Annotated in this window: 16 protein-coding genes and 1 tRNA gene; 9 read left to right on the top strand and 8 right to left on the bottom strand. The window is 68.8% G+C overall.

Annotated features, from left to right (window positions below; genetic code table 11):
- Positions 1–150 precede the first annotated feature (150 nt).
- The 3 genes from AX690_RS04380 to AX690_RS04390 are packed head-to-tail and all read left to right on the top strand — an operon-like array spanning position 151 to position 3034.
- Complete coding sequence (locus tag AX690_RS04380) at positions 151–1104, top strand: efflux RND transporter periplasmic adaptor subunit (protein ID WP_231732120.1); 954 nt, start codon at positions 151–153, stop codon at positions 1102–1104.
- Positions 1101–2357 carry an FtsX-like permease family protein gene (locus AX690_RS04385; RefSeq protein WP_066687694.1) on the top strand — a complete coding sequence of 419 codons (1257 nt, stop codon included), beginning with the start codon at positions 1101–1103 and terminating at the stop codon, positions 2355–2357. Before AX690_RS04380 ends, AX690_RS04385 begins: the two co-directional genes overlap by 4 nt.
- Positions 2354–3034: an ABC transporter ATP-binding protein gene (locus AX690_RS04390; RefSeq protein ID WP_066687701.1), complete on the top strand. Its 681-nt coding sequence runs from the start codon at positions 2354–2356 to the stop codon at positions 3032–3034. Before AX690_RS04385 ends, AX690_RS04390 begins: the two co-directional genes overlap by 4 nt.
- On the opposite strand, the gene AX690_RS04395 is transcribed toward AX690_RS04390, so the two are convergent.
- From AX690_RS04395 to AX690_RS04420, 6 genes are all read right to left on the bottom strand, one after another.
- Positions 3031–3237: a hypothetical protein gene (locus AX690_RS04395; protein ID WP_066687704.1), complete on the bottom strand. Its 207-nt coding sequence runs from the start codon at positions 3235–3237 to the stop codon at positions 3031–3033. The two genes, AX690_RS04390 and AX690_RS04395, sit on opposite strands and share 4 nt — an antisense overlap.
- Before the next feature lie 136 nt (positions 3238–3373).
- Positions 3374–4195 carry an MBL fold metallo-hydrolase gene (locus AX690_RS04400; protein WP_066687706.1) on the bottom strand — a complete coding sequence of 274 codons (822 nt, stop codon included), beginning with the start codon at positions 4193–4195 and terminating at the stop codon, positions 3374–3376.
- Entirely contained in the window at positions 4192–4980 is a 789-nt protein-coding gene (locus AX690_RS04405) for a TatD family hydrolase (protein WP_066687709.1), read from the bottom strand. Before AX690_RS04405 ends, AX690_RS04400 begins: the two co-directional genes overlap by 4 nt.
- Positions 4977–5987 (bottom strand): DNA polymerase III subunit delta', encoded by a 1011-nt coding sequence (locus tag AX690_RS04410; protein ID WP_066687710.1) that lies wholly within the window; start codon positions 5985–5987, stop codon positions 4977–4979. Before AX690_RS04410 ends, AX690_RS04405 begins: the two co-directional genes overlap by 4 nt.
- Positions 5984–6610, bottom strand: a complete 627-nt coding sequence (gene tmk, locus AX690_RS04415; RefSeq protein ID WP_066687716.1) for a dTMP kinase — start codon at positions 6608–6610, stop codon at positions 5984–5986. The genes AX690_RS04410 and tmk overlap by 4 nt, the downstream gene beginning before the upstream one ends.
- 41 nt (positions 6611–6651) lie before the next feature.
- Positions 6652–7635, bottom strand: coding sequence for a septal ring lytic transglycosylase RlpA family protein (locus tag AX690_RS04420; RefSeq protein ID WP_066687719.1), 984 nt, complete (start codon positions 7633–7635; stop codon positions 6652–6654).
- A gap of 127 nt (positions 7636–7762) precedes the next feature.
- Between AX690_RS04420 and AX690_RS04425 the strand changes: the two genes are divergently transcribed.
- The 4 genes from AX690_RS04425 to AX690_RS04440 all read left to right on the top strand — a co-directional run bounded on the left by AX690_RS04425 (position 7763) and on the right by AX690_RS04440 (position 9766).
- Positions 7763–7852: transfer RNA gene (locus AX690_RS04425), tRNA-Ser, on the top strand.
- 36 nt (positions 7853–7888) lie between these two features.
- Positions 7889–8803, top strand: a complete 915-nt coding sequence (locus tag AX690_RS04430; protein ID WP_066687722.1) for a class I SAM-dependent methyltransferase — start codon at positions 7889–7891, stop codon at positions 8801–8803.
- Positions 8800–9540, top strand: coding sequence for a pseudouridine synthase (locus tag AX690_RS04435; RefSeq protein ID WP_066687724.1), 741 nt, complete (start codon positions 8800–8802; stop codon positions 9538–9540). Before AX690_RS04430 ends, AX690_RS04435 begins: the two co-directional genes overlap by 4 nt.
- Entirely contained in the window at positions 9533–9766 is a 234-nt protein-coding gene (locus AX690_RS04440; RefSeq protein WP_066687726.1) for a sulfurtransferase TusA family protein, read from the top strand. Before AX690_RS04435 ends, AX690_RS04440 begins: the two co-directional genes overlap by 8 nt.
- Here the strand turns inward: AX690_RS04440 and AX690_RS04445 are convergent.
- A complete protein-coding gene (locus AX690_RS04445) occupies positions 9738–10724 on the bottom strand; it encodes a YihY/virulence factor BrkB family protein (protein ID WP_066687728.1) in 987 nt (328 codons plus the stop codon). The two genes, AX690_RS04440 and AX690_RS04445, sit on opposite strands and share 29 nt — an antisense overlap.
- Before the next feature lie 137 nt (positions 10725–10861).
- The gene (locus tag AX690_RS04450) at positions 10862–11989 is read right to left on the bottom strand and encodes a CaiB/BaiF CoA-transferase family protein (RefSeq protein ID WP_066687731.1); all 1128 of its coding nucleotides are present in this window, start codon (positions 11987–11989) and stop codon (positions 10862–10864) included.
- Between the two features lie 228 nt (positions 11990–12217).
- Here AX690_RS04450 and AX690_RS04455 point away from each other — a divergent pair, with 228 nt between their 5' ends.
- Positions 12218–13543 carry a diguanylate cyclase domain-containing protein gene (locus tag AX690_RS04455; protein ID WP_066687734.1) on the top strand — a complete coding sequence of 442 codons (1326 nt, stop codon included), beginning with the start codon at positions 12218–12220 and terminating at the stop codon, positions 13541–13543.
- Positions 13544–13624: 81 nt separating this feature from the next.
- On the top strand, positions 13625–14269 hold the full coding sequence (locus tag AX690_RS04460) for a DsbA family oxidoreductase (RefSeq protein WP_066687737.1): 645 nt from the start codon (positions 13625–13627) through the stop codon (positions 14267–14269).
- Positions 14270–14351: the final 82 nt, after the last annotated feature.

The following is a 14351-nucleotide window of genomic DNA, read 5'->3' on the forward strand; positions in this document are numbered from 1 at the left end:
TCAATCTGTCGACCCTCTCCGCATGGCATGAGGCGATAGTCGCCGCAGGCGGCGTTTCACGGTTCTTCGGTGATGATGGACGCGTCCGCACCCCGCTCAGCTAGACGCTTCTGGGCGCTGCTCCTTGGCGGCCTTGTGCTTTTGGCGGCCGTGGCGGCTGCGGCTTTGCTGCTGCGACCTCCCGCCGTGGAGATCGCCACGACGAGGACGGGCGAAGCCGTGGACGTCATCTACGCTTCGGGCGTGGTTGACTACGTCCGGCAGGCGCATGTCGCGCCGATCGTCACCGCGCCGATCCGCCACGTCGACGTGGCGGAGGGCGATTGGGTCAAGCCCGGCCAGTCGCTGGCGCAGCTTGAGGATGGCCCCGCACAAGGCACGGCGCTGCAGCTGGCGGCTCAGGCCTCGCAGGCGCGGATCGCCGCGGGCCGCGTCCGACGCCTCTACGCGGCCGGCTTCGCGGCGAAGGCGGCTGACGACGACGCCCAGGCCCAAGCGCGCGCCGCGACCGCCGCCGCTGACAGCGCAGCCGCCCGCCTCCGGGACTATCGACTGACGGCGCCGTTCGCCGGCCAGGTGCTGCGACGCGAGGCCGAGCCGGGCGATCTGGGAACCGTCGGGACGGCGCTTTTCGTGATCGCCGACCCTGGCACGCTGCGGATCACCGCTGACGTCGACGAGCGCGATATCGCCCGGCTGCGGCCCGGCGTTAAGGCGCTGATCCGCTCGGACGCTTTCCCCGGCCGAACCTTCGAAGGCCGCGTCTCGCAGATCACGCCGGCCGGCGACGCCAAGGGGCGGGTGTTCCGCGTCCGCATCGCGCTTCCGGCCGACAGCGGGCTTCCGCCCGGCATGACCGTGGAGACGAACCTGGTGACCGATCGGCGCCCGACTGCGGTGCTGGCGCCGTCCAGCGCGGTGCGCGACGGCGCCGTCTGGGCGGTGAAGGATGGCCGCGCTCACCGCATCGCGGTGCGCATCGGCGCGGTCGGCGGCGACCTGACGGAAATCCGGACGGGCGTCGCGGCCGGTGAACAGGTGATCGTCAAGCCGCCCGAGGCTCTCAAGGACGGCCAGCGCGTGCGGGTCGCGAAAGGCCGATGAGCCTGCCGTCGGTCCTGGCGAACATCGCCCTGGCGCATCTGAGGGTCCGCGCCCGGCAGACCCTGGTGGCGACCCTGGGCGTCGCGATCGGCGTCGGCTTCTTCCTCGCCGTCTCGGGCATGATGGTCGGCTCGCAGAAGGACTTCGTCCGCACGCTCGTCGACTCCGCGCCTCACATCATCGTCCGCGACGAGCAGCGTCGCCCGGTGCGCCAGCCCGCCCTGGACGCCTTCCCGAACGCGGCGGTCGCTATTCGCGGCCTGCGTCCGCAGGAGGAGGTGCGCGGCCTGAAGGACTGGCCCGCCATGCTGGCGGACGCACGCGCCATCCCGGGCAGCCTGGCCGCCCCGTCCCTGACCGGCGCGGTGACGATCGCCTATGCCGGCCGCAACGCGGCGGTCGCCTTGAACGGCGTCGATCCTCGCCTTGAAGGGCGGCTCGCCAAGATCAACGAGAGCCTGACGGGCGGCGCCTTGACCGATCTGGAGGCGCGGCCGGATGGCATCATCATCAGCCGGCCGCTCGCGGACCGGCTTGGGGCGAAGCTGGGCGACACCCTGGTGGTCACGGCGCCGACTGGGACACTGCAGCGGATGCGGATCCTGGCCCTGATCGAGCCTGACGCCCGCGCCGGCTTCTATGCCGGCGACACCGTCGCCTACGGCCTTCTGCGGACGGCCCAGGTCGTCTTCGCGCGCCCCAGCATCGTCAATCAGATCCATATCCGACTGGCGGACTCGGCCGACGCTGAAGTCCAGGCGAAACGGCTCGAAGCGCGCTGGGGCTACAAGTGGGAGTCTTGGCAGGAGCGCTCGGTCAACATCCTGAACCTGCTCGTGGTGCGCAACGTCATCATGTACGCGGTGATCCTGGCGATCCTGATCGTGGCCAGCTTCGGAATCTATACCGCGGTGTCCAACAGCGTCGCCGACAAGCGGCGCGACATCGCCATCCTTCGCGCCATGGGGTTCACCACGGGCGACGTGCAAGCGATCTTCCTGCTGGAGGGCCTGCTGGTCGGGGTGTTGGGCGCGGCGGTCGGCTTCGCGATCGGCACGGGCCTGTTGCAGGTGCTGGCCAGCCTGCCGCTATCGATGGGCGGCAAGCCTCTGGTGCTGCCGCTGGATCGCAGCCTGCCGCAGTACCTGCTGGCCGGCGGCGCGTCGCTCGGCGCGGCGATCGTCGCGGCCTGGCTGCCGGCCCGCAAGGCGGCCAGCGTCGATCCTGTCGCGATCCTGCGAGGCGCGGCATGAGCGCGTTGATCGAGGCTCGCTCGGCGACGCGGATTTTGTCGGATCCCGAGCCCTTCACCCTGGTGGACGGCGTCAGCCTCTCCGTGGAAGCCGGCCAGATGGTCGCGATCGTGGGGCCCTCGGGATGTGGGAAGTCGTCCCTGCTCTATCTGCTCGGCCTGCTGGATCGGCCAAATGACGGCGAGGTGCTGATCGACGGGCGCCCGACCGGGAGCCTGAGCGACGCGGCCCGCACCCGCCTGCGTCTGGAGCGGATCGGCTACGTCTTCCAGTTTCACTTCCTGCTGCCCGAACTGACGGCCCGCGCCAATGTGGCGCTGCCGATGCGACGCCTTGGCCATAAGTCCTCGGCCGAGATCGACGGAACCGTGCAGGCCTTGCTTGAGAAACTCGGCGTCGCCGCCCAAGGCGACCGGCGGCCCGACCGCCTGTCCGGCGGCCAGCGCCAGCGGGTGGCGATCGCCCGGGCGCTCGCCAACGACCCGGCGATCCTGCTCGGCGACGAGCCGACCGGCAATCTCGACAGCGTAAACACGCGCCTGGTGATCGAGGAATTCCAGCGTCTGGCGCATATCGAAGGCCGCGCCGTCATCTGCGTGACCCACGACGAAGGCTTCGCCGAGGCGGCGGATCGGCGCATCCGGATGCTGGACGGCCGAATTGTCGACGAGAATTAGGCCGCGACGCGCGCGTCCAGGGCCTCTAGCCGCACCAGGATCCGGTCCAACGTCGAGCGCTTGACCGGCTTGCCATCGCGCAGCTTGGTCCAGGTGGTCTCGCTGATAGCGTAGCACGCGAACAAATGCTCACGCGTGACGGCGGGTAGCCGCGCGCGCAGACGCTGGAAGATTTCTCGGGAAGCAGTGACGGTTTCAGCCATGGGATAGCGTGGAGCAGTTACGCACGAGAAGATGTCTCTACCGCGTCCCTATGACGGTCTTGTTGGTCGGCCATATTTCAACGCTGTTACGCAGGGCCAAGTTTCCGACGAAATTGGCGTCGGCGGCAATCAGCGGTTATGTTTGGGGCGCTCTCAACTGGAAGCGCATGCCGTCATAGCCCGGCTCCACGCCGGGCGGCAGTCGCGCGGCCAGGGCGTTGTAGTCCAGATCGATATGCAGGTTCGTCAGGATCGCGCGTTTGGGCTTGGCGCGCGCGATCCATTCCAAGGCGAGCTCGACATGGGCGTGGGTCGGGTGTGGCGTCCAGCGCAGGGCGTCGACGATCCAGACTTCGAGATCGGCCAGATCGGCCCAACTGCCGTCGGGGATCGCCCGCACGTCGGGCGTATAGGCGACGTCGCCAATCCGATAACCGACGGCGCGCACCTCGCCATGGTCGACGTCGAAGGTGTGGACGGAGATCTCGCCGCTGGGTCCCGAGATTTCGAAATCATGGCCCAGCGGCGGCAGCAGGCGGGGCTCGCAGATGGCCGGATAGCCGCCGCGGGTATGGAAGATATATTCGAAGCGCGTCAGCAGGCCATCGTGCGTCGCCTGGTCCATATAGGTCGGGATGCGGACGCGCTGGTTCAGGAAGAAGGGGCGCAGGTCGTCTATGCCGTGCGCCTGGTCGGCATGGTCGTGCGTGAACAGCGCCGCGTCCACGCGCCGGACGTTGGCCGCCGCCGTCTGAAGGCGGAGATCCGGGGCGGTGTCGATGATGACCGTAGTCTGGTGGGTCCGACCGCCCTCCCCTAAGCGCCGCACGAGGAGCGAGCAGCGCGAGCGATGGTTCTTCGGCTCCGCCGGATCACAGTCGCCCCAGTTGCCGTCGGCGCGGGGAACGCCGCCGGATGAGCCAGAGCCCAGGATGGTGAACTCCAGCGTCGCGGTCATGGACGAGGGATCCGATCGAACAGGGTGAAGAAGGCGTCCTCGGTGCGTTGCTCGGTCTCGGACCGGCTCCAGCCCCGGATCTCGGCCAGCTTGTCGTAGATATGCGGCAGATAGGCCGGCTCATTGCGACGCCCCCGCATCGGGACCGGCGCCAGATAGGGGCAGTCGGTCTCGACAATGATCCGGTCGGCCGGCATGTCGCGGATGACCGCCCTCACCTCCTCGGCCGCCTTAAAAGTGGCGATGCCAGAGACCGAAAACCAGGCGCCAAGGTCGGCGACGCGTCGAGCCAGCTCCGGACCGCTGGTGTAGCAGTGCATCAGGATCTTGAACGGCCCGGCGGCATGCTCCGCCGCCAGGATCTCGCCCATGACCTCGTCCGCCTCGCGCGTATGGACGACGAGCGGCAGACCGCTTTCCCGCGCGGCGATGCAATGCTGGCGAAAGACCTCCGCCTGAACCTCGCGCGGCGAGAGGTCGTAGTGGAAGTCCAGGCCACACTCGCCGATGCCGATCACCCGCGGGCGGTTGGCCAGCTCGACCAGGCGCGCGGCGGTAAGACCGGGGTCTTCCTTGGCTTCGTGCGGATGCGTGCCGACCGTGCACCAGATGTCCGGCTCGGCCATGGCGATTTCGTGCACCGCCTCGAAGGACGAGACCTTGTCGCAGATGGTGACCATCAGGCCGATACCGGCCTCGCGGGCCCGGGCGATCACGGCGTCCTTGTCCTCGGCGAACTGGGGCGCGTGGAGATTCACGTGGCTGTCGATGAGCATGCGGCTCACATCGCCGCCTTGGCCGCCGCGCGCAAGTCCGAGATGACGCTCCAGAACACATCGCCGCGGTCGAGGTTAACGGCTTCGGCCTCGCCGGGCACGCTGGAGAGGCGCTCCCAAGCCGCCGCCCAGCGGTCTAGGCCCGGTAAGTTCTTGCCGTCGGCGACGACCTGGGTCGCGAAGATCCGCACCTGGTCAGCCATCCGGTCCATCAGAAGCTCGAACCGCGCCGCGCCCTCCGCGCCGCGGAACGTATCGGCCATGGCCAGTAGCGCCCCTTCGTCGATCTTCGGCAGACCGCGCAGGATCTCGTTGGCCGCGTCGTCCATGGCGATCGCGCCGGCGGCCGCCAGCTGCAACGCCTTGCCCGGCGCGCCATGGGCCATCCGCGCCAGACGCTCGGCGTCCCTGTGCGGCAGGTCGGCCATCCGCTCGACCATGTCGGCGGCGGCGGGCACGCCGGGCGCCGGCACTGGCAGGCGGCGACACCGGGAGCGGATGGTCGGCAACAGCTTACCCGGCGCGTGGCTGATCAGCAGGATCACCCCGCGCGGCGGCGGCTCCTCCAGCGTCTTCAGCACGGCGTTGGCGGCGTTGACGTTCAGGTCGTCGGCGGCGTCGATGATCGCCACCCGATAGGGCGAGACGGCCGGCGAGTTGGCGAAGAACTCGGGCAGCTTGCGCGCTTCGTCGACCGGGATCGCCTTGCGCGCCTTGCCGTCGTCGGTCAGACGCTCCAGCACCATCAGGTCGGGATGCGAGCGCGCGGCCACCTGGCGGCTGACCACATCGGACGGCGCCGCGCCCAGCAGCCCTAGCGAAGACTCCGGCCGCGCGCCCAGCAGGCGGCGCGCCATGCGATAGGCCAAGGTGGCCTTGCCGACGCCCTCCGGGCCGGTCAGCAGCCAAGCATGGTGCAGACGTCCGCGATCGAGCGCGTCCAGAAACGCCGCTTCGGCGGCTGACTGGCCTTCCAGCGTATAGACGTCACGAGGATGCGCCGGCGCGTGCATCAGCCGTCGAACCTTTGATCGACGGCGTCGATGATGGCGGCGGTCACGTCGTCGATCTCCGCGTTTGCCTCGATCACCACGCAGCGCTCGGGCTCACGGCGCGCGATCTCCAGATAGCCGGCGCGGAGGCGTTCATGGAAAGCCAAGCCCTTCGACTCGAAGCGCGCGGCGCCGCCTCGCGCCTCGGCCCGCTGCAGCCCGACTTCAGCCGGCAGGTCGAGGATCAGCGTCAAGTCCGGGATCGTTCCGCCCAGGACGTGATCCTCCAGCGAAGCGATCAGGCTGGCGGGCGCCTCGCCGCCAGCGCCCTGATAGGCGCGTGTCGAGTCGGCGAAGCGGTCGCAAAGGACGATCGCGCCGCGCGACAGGGCCGGCCGGATCACGCGCTCCACGTGGTCGCGACGCGCGGCGTACATCAGCAAGGTCTCCGCGACCGGCGACCAGCGATCGGCGGCGCCATTGACCAGAAGCTCGCGGATCGCCTCGGCGCCAGGGCTGCCGCCCGGCTCGCGAGTCACGACCACGTCATGGCCAGCGGCCTGAAGCCGTTCGGCTAGACGGCGAATCTGAGTGGACTTTCCCGCCCCCTCGCCGCCTTCGAAACTGATGAAGAAACCTTGGGTCACCGGCCTCCATTCGACCGGATCGCGAGGCTTGTCCAGAGGGTCTAGGGGCGAAGCACCGTGGCGCCCGAATAGCCGAGCGCCTCGACCCGCTGGCGCAGGCTCCAGGCCTCGCCTTCGTCCTCGCCGGCGGCGACCACGACGCGGTATAGCGTGCCACCAGGCCGTTCCAGCGGCTCGATCCTGGCGCTTCCGGCCAACGCCAGCTGCTGCACGGCCTTTTCGGCGTTTTCACGGCTGGAGAAGGCGCCGGCCTGGATTCGATAGCTGGCCTTGGGCGCGGGCGCCATCACGGGCGCGGGTTTTACGGGATCCGGCGGATTGATCGGCGGGGCCGAGAGGACCGGCGAAGGCGACCACTCAGGCTCTGGCCTGGCCGGCAGGACCTGCACGCGCTGCGGCGGCTCCTGGATTTCGGCGAAGCTGCGCGTTATCGGCGCTTTGGTCCGCGCCTGGGCGTACTGACGCGGCGGATCGAAGACGTTCTTGGGCGCAGGCCCGATATATTTGACCCGGACCTTGGCCACGCCCGCCCGGCGATAGCCGAGCTCCTCCGCGGCGGCCTTGGAAAGGTCGATCACGCGGTCGCCGACGAACGGGCCCCGATCGTTGACCCGCACGATCATCTTCCGCCCATTATCGAGGTTCGTGACCTCCACCAGGCTCGGCAGCGGCAACGTCTTGTGGGCCGCCGACGGAATGTCCATGTCGAAAATCTCGCCGTTGGCGGTGCGGCGATTGTGGAACTGCTCGCCATACCACGAGCCGATCCCGACGATGTTGTAGTGGCGATCTTCCTTTGGATAATACCAAACGCCGTTGATCTGATAGGGCCTTTCGGTGCCCCGCAGCGGCTTGCCGTTCGGGCCGACCATGTCGCCGGCGCGCGGCGCGACGTTGCGGGCGCCGATCATGGGGCGGCCGACATCATACTTGGGCGTCGCGCAGGCGGCCAGGCTGAGCGCCGCGAGAACGAAGAGCCCATGCAGGCGGACCATCCGCCAGAAGCGATCGATGTGCTGGTCCATGCGCATGCCGTTCCAGACGAGGGGCGCGCCCCTCTGATCGATCAAGGTGACCGAATTGTTTTGAAGTCTGGTTAAGGCGATTGCCGTCTGGTTAAGGCGATGACGCGCTGATATAGCCGCCTGCTCCGGACAGGTGGCCGAGTGGTTTAAGGCAGCGGTCTTGAAAACCGCCGTAGGTGGAAGCCTACCGTGGGTTCGAATCCCACCCTGTCCGCCACAGCCCTTCGGGGCGAAAAACCCTTTCAGGACAAACATGTCGGCGAACCGCACCGCGCTCTATGGTCAGCCCGATCACGATCTGGCTCCATCCGCGCCGGACGCGGTTCAACTCTCGCCGGTCATCGTCGGGTCCAGCGACATCGCCGGGATCGAGACCGAATCTCTTAACGCCGTGACTGTCCGCGCCCCGGCCGGCGCGGTCGAGCGTCGCTTTGTCCTGGCCCACGCTTTGCGCGTCCTGGCGCCGGGCGGTCGCCTCACGACATTCGCGCCCAAGGATCGTGGCGGCCTGCGCCTGAAGAAGGAACTCGAAGCCTTTGGCTGCGAAGTCGGCGAGAGCGCACGCCGGCATAACCGCATCTGCATGGTGGCGCGGCCCCCAACGCCAAAGGGCTTGGACGAAGCTATCGCCGCCGGCGCGCCGCGCCAGATCGCCGAGAACGGGCTCTGGACCCAACCGGGCGTGTTCAGCTGGGATCGGCTGGACGCTGGCACCAACGCCCTGCTGCAGGTGCTGCCGGAGTTCTCGGGCGCCGGCGCCGATTTCGGCGCGGGCATCGGCCTCCTGGCGCTCAATGTGCTGGCCTCGAGCAAGGTGACCAAGCTGACCCTGGTCGAGCTGGACCGGCGCGCGATCGAGGTCGCCAAGCGCAACATCGCCGATCCGCGCGCCGCGTTCGTCTGGAGTGATGTCCGCAACGATGCCGCGGGCCTCAAGGACCTCGACTTCATCGTCAGCAATCCGCCGTTCCACGAGGGTGGCGGTGAGGACAAGGCGTTGGGCCAGGCCTTCATCCGCTCCGCGGCCGGCGCGCTGCGCAAGGGCGGCGCGCTGTGGATGGTCGCCAACCGCCACCTGCCCTATGAGGCGATCCTCGCCGAAAGCTTCGCCAAGGTTCGGCTGGTCGCCGAGGGCGGCGGCTACAAGGTCTTCGAGGCGCGCAAATGAGCAAGGCGCTGATGGCCCGGCTTGATCGGCTGTTGGCCAATCTGGGCTATGGCAGCCGCAAGGAGGCGCAGGCCCTGGTCGCCGCCGGCAAGGTCGTGCTGGACGGCAAGGCGCTGAAGGACTCCGGCGCCCGGATCGCCGTTGACGCCACCCTACCCGAGCGCATGACGATCCGCGGCCTTCCCGTCGACCCGCCCGCGCCCCTAGTGCTGATGATGCACAAGCCGCTGGGCGTGGTCTGCTCGCACAAGGAGGACGGCGAAAAGATCTACGATCTGCTGCCGCGCCGCTGGCGGCTGCGGGACCCGGCGCTTTCCACGGTCGGGCGCCTGGACAAGGACACCAGCGGCCTGATCCTGATCACCGACGACGGCGACTTCCTGCATCGGGTGATCTCGCCCAAGCGCCATGTGCCCAAGACCTACCTGGCCAAGCTCGACCGCGCGCTGAACGGTTCCGAAGCCGAGACCTTCGCCGCCGGGACGCTGATGCTCGAGGGCGAGGAAAAGCCTTTGCTGCCGGCTCGGTTGGAGGTCCTCGACGAACGCACGGCGCGGCTGACGATCACGGAGGGCCGCTACCATCAGGTCAGGCGGATGTTCGCCGCCGTAGGCAACCATGTCGTCGATCTGCACCGCGAACGCATCGGCGGCATTGCGTTGCCGGAAGACTTGACGCCCGGTCAGCACCGTATCCTGCCGGCCGCCGAAGCCGAAAAGGTGTTCGCGGATGGCTGAACCGATCCTCGTCGACGCTCGCGGGCACCATTGCCCGGTGCCGACCCTGAAGCTGCGCAAGGCTCATGAGGTCGCCGCGCCAGGCGCGGAGCTTGTCTTGCTGGCCACTGACCCGATGGCCCGTATCGACGTCCCGCACTTCGCCGGCCAGATCGGCGCGATGGTGCTGGAGATCGCCGACCAGGAAGGCGGCGTGATCAGGTTTCGTATTCTGAAGGCGGCTTGAGCGGGATCGCCTTCGGTCCCTCAAGCAAGGCCCTGGGACGCTCGTCCAGCGCGATCTCGACCTCGGTGGCCAAGGCCCCGCCGAAGAAGATGGCGTTCACGCTCCAGGACAGCCAGATCAGGAAGATGATCACGGCGGAGATCGAGCCGTAGGTCGCGCCCAGATGGACGATCTTCTCGACGTAGAAGGCGCTGGCCCAGGACATGAAGACGCACAGCGCGGCCGCGGCCACGCCGCCGGAGGTCGAGGCGCGCCAGCCCACCGGCTCGCGCGACATGGCGTAGCGGTAAACCAGAGTCATGCCGACCACGATGCCGAAGCTGGCCCAGGTCCATTCGCTCTGGATCCATGACACACCGGCCAGCGGGCGCAGGTTCAGCGCCGAGCCCAGCAGCCGCAGGGTCAGAAAGATGCCCGACATGAAAAACAGCAGGCCGAACGCGGCGATCAGCACCAGCAGGGCCATCAGGTTGAAGCCGAGAAAGCCGCGCTGGTTCTCCTCGTCGTGGATGAAGGAGAGCCCCGCCAGCAGGGCCTTGAAGCCGCGGTGGGCGGCGTAAACGCCGACGATCAGCACGACCGCGCTCTGAAGCGAGATCGCGCCGCCGGGCGCGTGGGCTAGCTGGCCGAATTCATCCTGGAAGATTCCTCGGGCCCCCGGCGGCATCAGTTCGGCCAGCTTGACCGCCTGGCGCGCCGCGGTTTCGGGAGTCAGGAATAGGCTGTAGAGGCCGATCAGAATCGCCAGGCCCGGGAAAACCGCCAGCAGGGCGAAGAACGAGACCCCGCCGACATAGAGCATGACGTCTCGGCCCCAGAGCCTGGAGAGCGCCAGCCCCAGCACGCGCAGGATTTCACGGGCCCAGTGGATCGGATCGAGGTCGAGGTCGCGCCAGCGGATCTGGTGGAGCGGATCGTTCATCCGGCGGAACATGGCGACGCGGCCCCCGGAAGTCAAAGACGCGCCGTCATGGGGGGACGACGCGTCTTTCAAGGCTTGGCCTGGAACCGATCGCCGCATCGAGGGACGGATGGCGCGGAGACCGATCGACCCCTGCACGCTAGGCCCCGGCGCCTGAACCGCACCTGAACGGATCAGAGCGCGCCTGACGCCTTCAGCCCGGCGATCGCATCGGCCGAGAAACCCCAGTCGGCCAGCGCTTCGTCATTGTGGGCGCCGATCTTCGGCGGCGGGCCCTGGATCGCCCCTGGCGTCGCCGAAAAGCGCGGCGCCGGCGCCGGCTGAGTCACGCCCTCGACCTCGACGAAGGTCTGGCGCGCGGCGTTGTGGGCGTGCTTGGGCGCCTCGTCCATGGTCAGCACCGGCGCGAAGCAGACGTCGGTGGCGTCCATGATCGCGCACCATTCGTCGCGGGTCTTGGCCTTGATCACCGCCGCCAGCTTCTCGCGCAGCTCCGGCCACTCCTCGCGGCTCATCTGGTGCTGGAACTGCGGGTCGGAAATCCCCGTCTTTTCCAGCAGCAGCAGGTAGAACTGCGGCTCGATCGAGCCGATCGAGATCCACTTTCCATCAGCGCACTGGTAGGTGTCATAGAAGTGGGCCCCGCCGTCGAGCAGGTTGGTCCGCCGCCCCTCGTTCCACATGCCGCCGGCCTTGAAGCCGTAGAACATCGCCATCAGCGAGGCCGCGCCGTCGCTCATGGCGCAGTCGATGACCTGGCCCTGGCCAGTGGCGCGGGCGTGGATCACCCCGGCCAGCAGGCCGAAGGCCAGATAGAGCGCCCCGCCACCGAAATCGCCGACCAGATTCAGCGGCGGAACCGGCTTGTCCTCGGTCCCAATCGCGTGGAGCGCCCCAGTGATGGCGATGTAGTTCATGTCGTGGCCGGCGGCCTTGGCGTAGGGCCCCGTCTGGCCCCAGCCGGTCATGCGGCCATAGACGAGCTTCGGATTGCGGCCCAGGGCCACATCGGGCCCCAGGCCCAGGCGCTCCATGACGCCCGGTCGGAAGCCTTCGATCAGGCCATCGGCCTTTTCCAGGAGCTTCAGGCAGGTCTCGATCGACTCGGGGTTTTTCAGGTCCAGCGCCACCGAGCGGCGGCCTCGGGCCGTCACGTCGGCCGGCGAGCCGCGCCCCTGCCCCTTGCGGTCGATCCGCACGACGTCGGCGCCCAGGTCCGACAGCAGCATGCCGCAGAACGGCCCCGGACCGATGCCGGCGAACTCGACGATCTTCAGTCCCGAAAGCGGCCCCTGGCCCATGACGTCGTCTCCCTTCCGGCTCTCACCAAGCGGCCGGTCCGCCATACTAGAGCGGGCCTGACGTTCGGTCAGGCAAGTCCTCGCGCTCACGCCCCCAATGATCTTGGATTCGCCCCCAGCCTGCGGCGTCGCGCGGCTTTGACCCCGCCCTTGGTCTGCTATGTTGCGGCGACGAATCTCGAAGCGCGCCGCCCGGTCGGCAAGGCGAGCATTCGGGCGGAGGTTGGTTTGGCGGCAGACGCCCGAATCCTGATCGTGGCGCGCGACGACGTTCGCGCCGGACCGCTGGCCGAAGGGCTGGACCGGCTGGGCTGGCGCACCATCACCGCGCGCGGTCCCTACGCCGCCGTCGCCGCCTTGGGCGACCTGCCGATCGAGGCGGTGATCGTCGACCTGGCCAGCGCCGGTCCGGACATCCAGACGCTGTCGCGCCGCCTGAAGGCCGCCGTCGCGCCCCGCCGCCTGCCGGTCATCGCCATCGGCGATCCCGAAGCCGACTATCGCGACCAGACCTTCGACCTGACGCTGTCGCCGCCGCTGCATCCTTCGCAGGCGGCGCTGCGTCTCGAGACCCTGGTCCGCACCGCCATCGCCGAGGAAGAGTTCGAGCTGCGCCTCGAGACCTTCGGCGATCGCGGCCGCCGCCTGGATCTGCCCGAGCAGTCGGAGGCGCCGTTCCGCGTCCTGGCCGTCGGCGAGCCGGCTCCGCAGTTCCTGGCCCTGTCCAACGCCCTGCAGCGCAGCGGCGCCGAGGTGGTCGGCGCCTTCACCGCCTACACCGCCTTCGACTATCTGCACGAGCGTCCGTTCGACGCCGTCGTGCTGTGGGCCGGCGACAGCCAGCAGGAAGCGCTGTCGATCGCGGCGGGCATGCGTCGCAACACGCGCCTCTATCACATCCCGGCCCTGCTCTATCTGAAGGCCGAGAGCTATGTGACCATGTCCGACGCCTTCCATCGCGGCGTGTCGGACGTGGCCTCGCCCGAAACGCCCGAGACCGAGACCGCCCTGCGCGTCATGGAGCTGGCCCGCAATTTCCGGCGCGGCGAGGCGATCCGAGGCGCGCTGGAGAAGGCTCGCAGCTCGGGCCTGATGGACGCGGCCACCGGCCTCTTCACCCGCGATCTGTTCGCCGCCCACCTGGCGCGCCTGGCCACGGCCGCCCGCGAGCGGGCCCGGCCGCTGTCGATCTGCGTGCTGCGGGTCGCCGACAAGCCCGACACGACCTGGGCGCGCCAGAACGGCTGGCTGGATCGGGCCATTCCGCAGATCGGCTCGATGATCGGCCGTCTGGTCCGCGTCGAGGACACCCCGGCCCGCCTGTCGACCGAGGTCTTCGCCCTGGCCCTGCCGGCGACCAATCAGAACGCCGCCCGCGCCGCCGCCGAACGGATCGCCGCCGTGATCGGCTGTACCGCCTTCGACGCCGGAGAGGATCGCCCGCCGTTCGTCTGCGAGTTCGACATCGGCGTGGCCGAGGTTCAGCCGGGCGAAGGCGCGGTGAAGGCCTTGGAGCGCGCGGCGGCCGCCGCCATGAAACGCGACGTCGGCTGACCGGCCGCGCTTGGGCGCGCACCGGCCGAGGGCTATATGCAGTCCGTCCCGTCGCGGACACAGTTTCCCGAGGAGCACGCCGTGGCCCAGTCCCAGCCCATGATCATCGACGTCGTCGCCGATGTCGTCTGTCCCTGGTGCTTTCTCGGCTGGCGGCGGCTGAAGTCGGCCCTGGCCCTGCGGCCGACCCTGGACGCCCAGCTGATCTGGCGGCCCTACCAGCTCGACCCGTCGCTGCCAGAGGAAGGCGTCGACCGCAAAGCCTATATGGCCCAGAAGTTCAAGGATCCCGAGCGCCTGAAAGCGGTGCACGCGGCTCTGCTGGAAGGCGGCGCCGAGGAAGGTATCCATTTCGACTTCGAGGCGATCGCGCTGTCGCCCAACACCAACGCCGCCCATCGCCTGATCCGCTGGGCCCTGACGGCCGGCGCGCAGGACCAGGTCGTCGAGGCGCTGTTCAAGGCCTATTTCGAACAAGGCCTCGACATCGGCGACCCGGTCGTCCTTGGCGATATCGCCGAAGCCGCGGGCATGGAGCGTCTGGTGGTGCTGCAACTGCTCTCCGAAGGCGCCGACAAGGAAGCCGTGGCGCGCGAGCACGCCATGGCGGTTCAGGGCGGCGTGACCGGCGTGCCGTTCGCCATCTTCGCCGGCAAGGTCGCCGTGGTCGGCGCCGAGACGCCGGAGCGGATCGCCGAGGCGATCGACCAAGCGCTGGCGGCCTAGGCACACGCCCACCGCTTCACGCGGTCTGCCGCTGAAGGGATGGAAAGGGACGCGGAGCGCCGGACGACGTCCGGAGTTCTTT

The sequence above is a fragment of the Caulobacter sp. CCH9-E1 genome, from assembly GCF_001556515.1.
Lineage (GTDB): Bacteria > Pseudomonadota > Alphaproteobacteria > Caulobacterales > Caulobacteraceae > Caulobacter.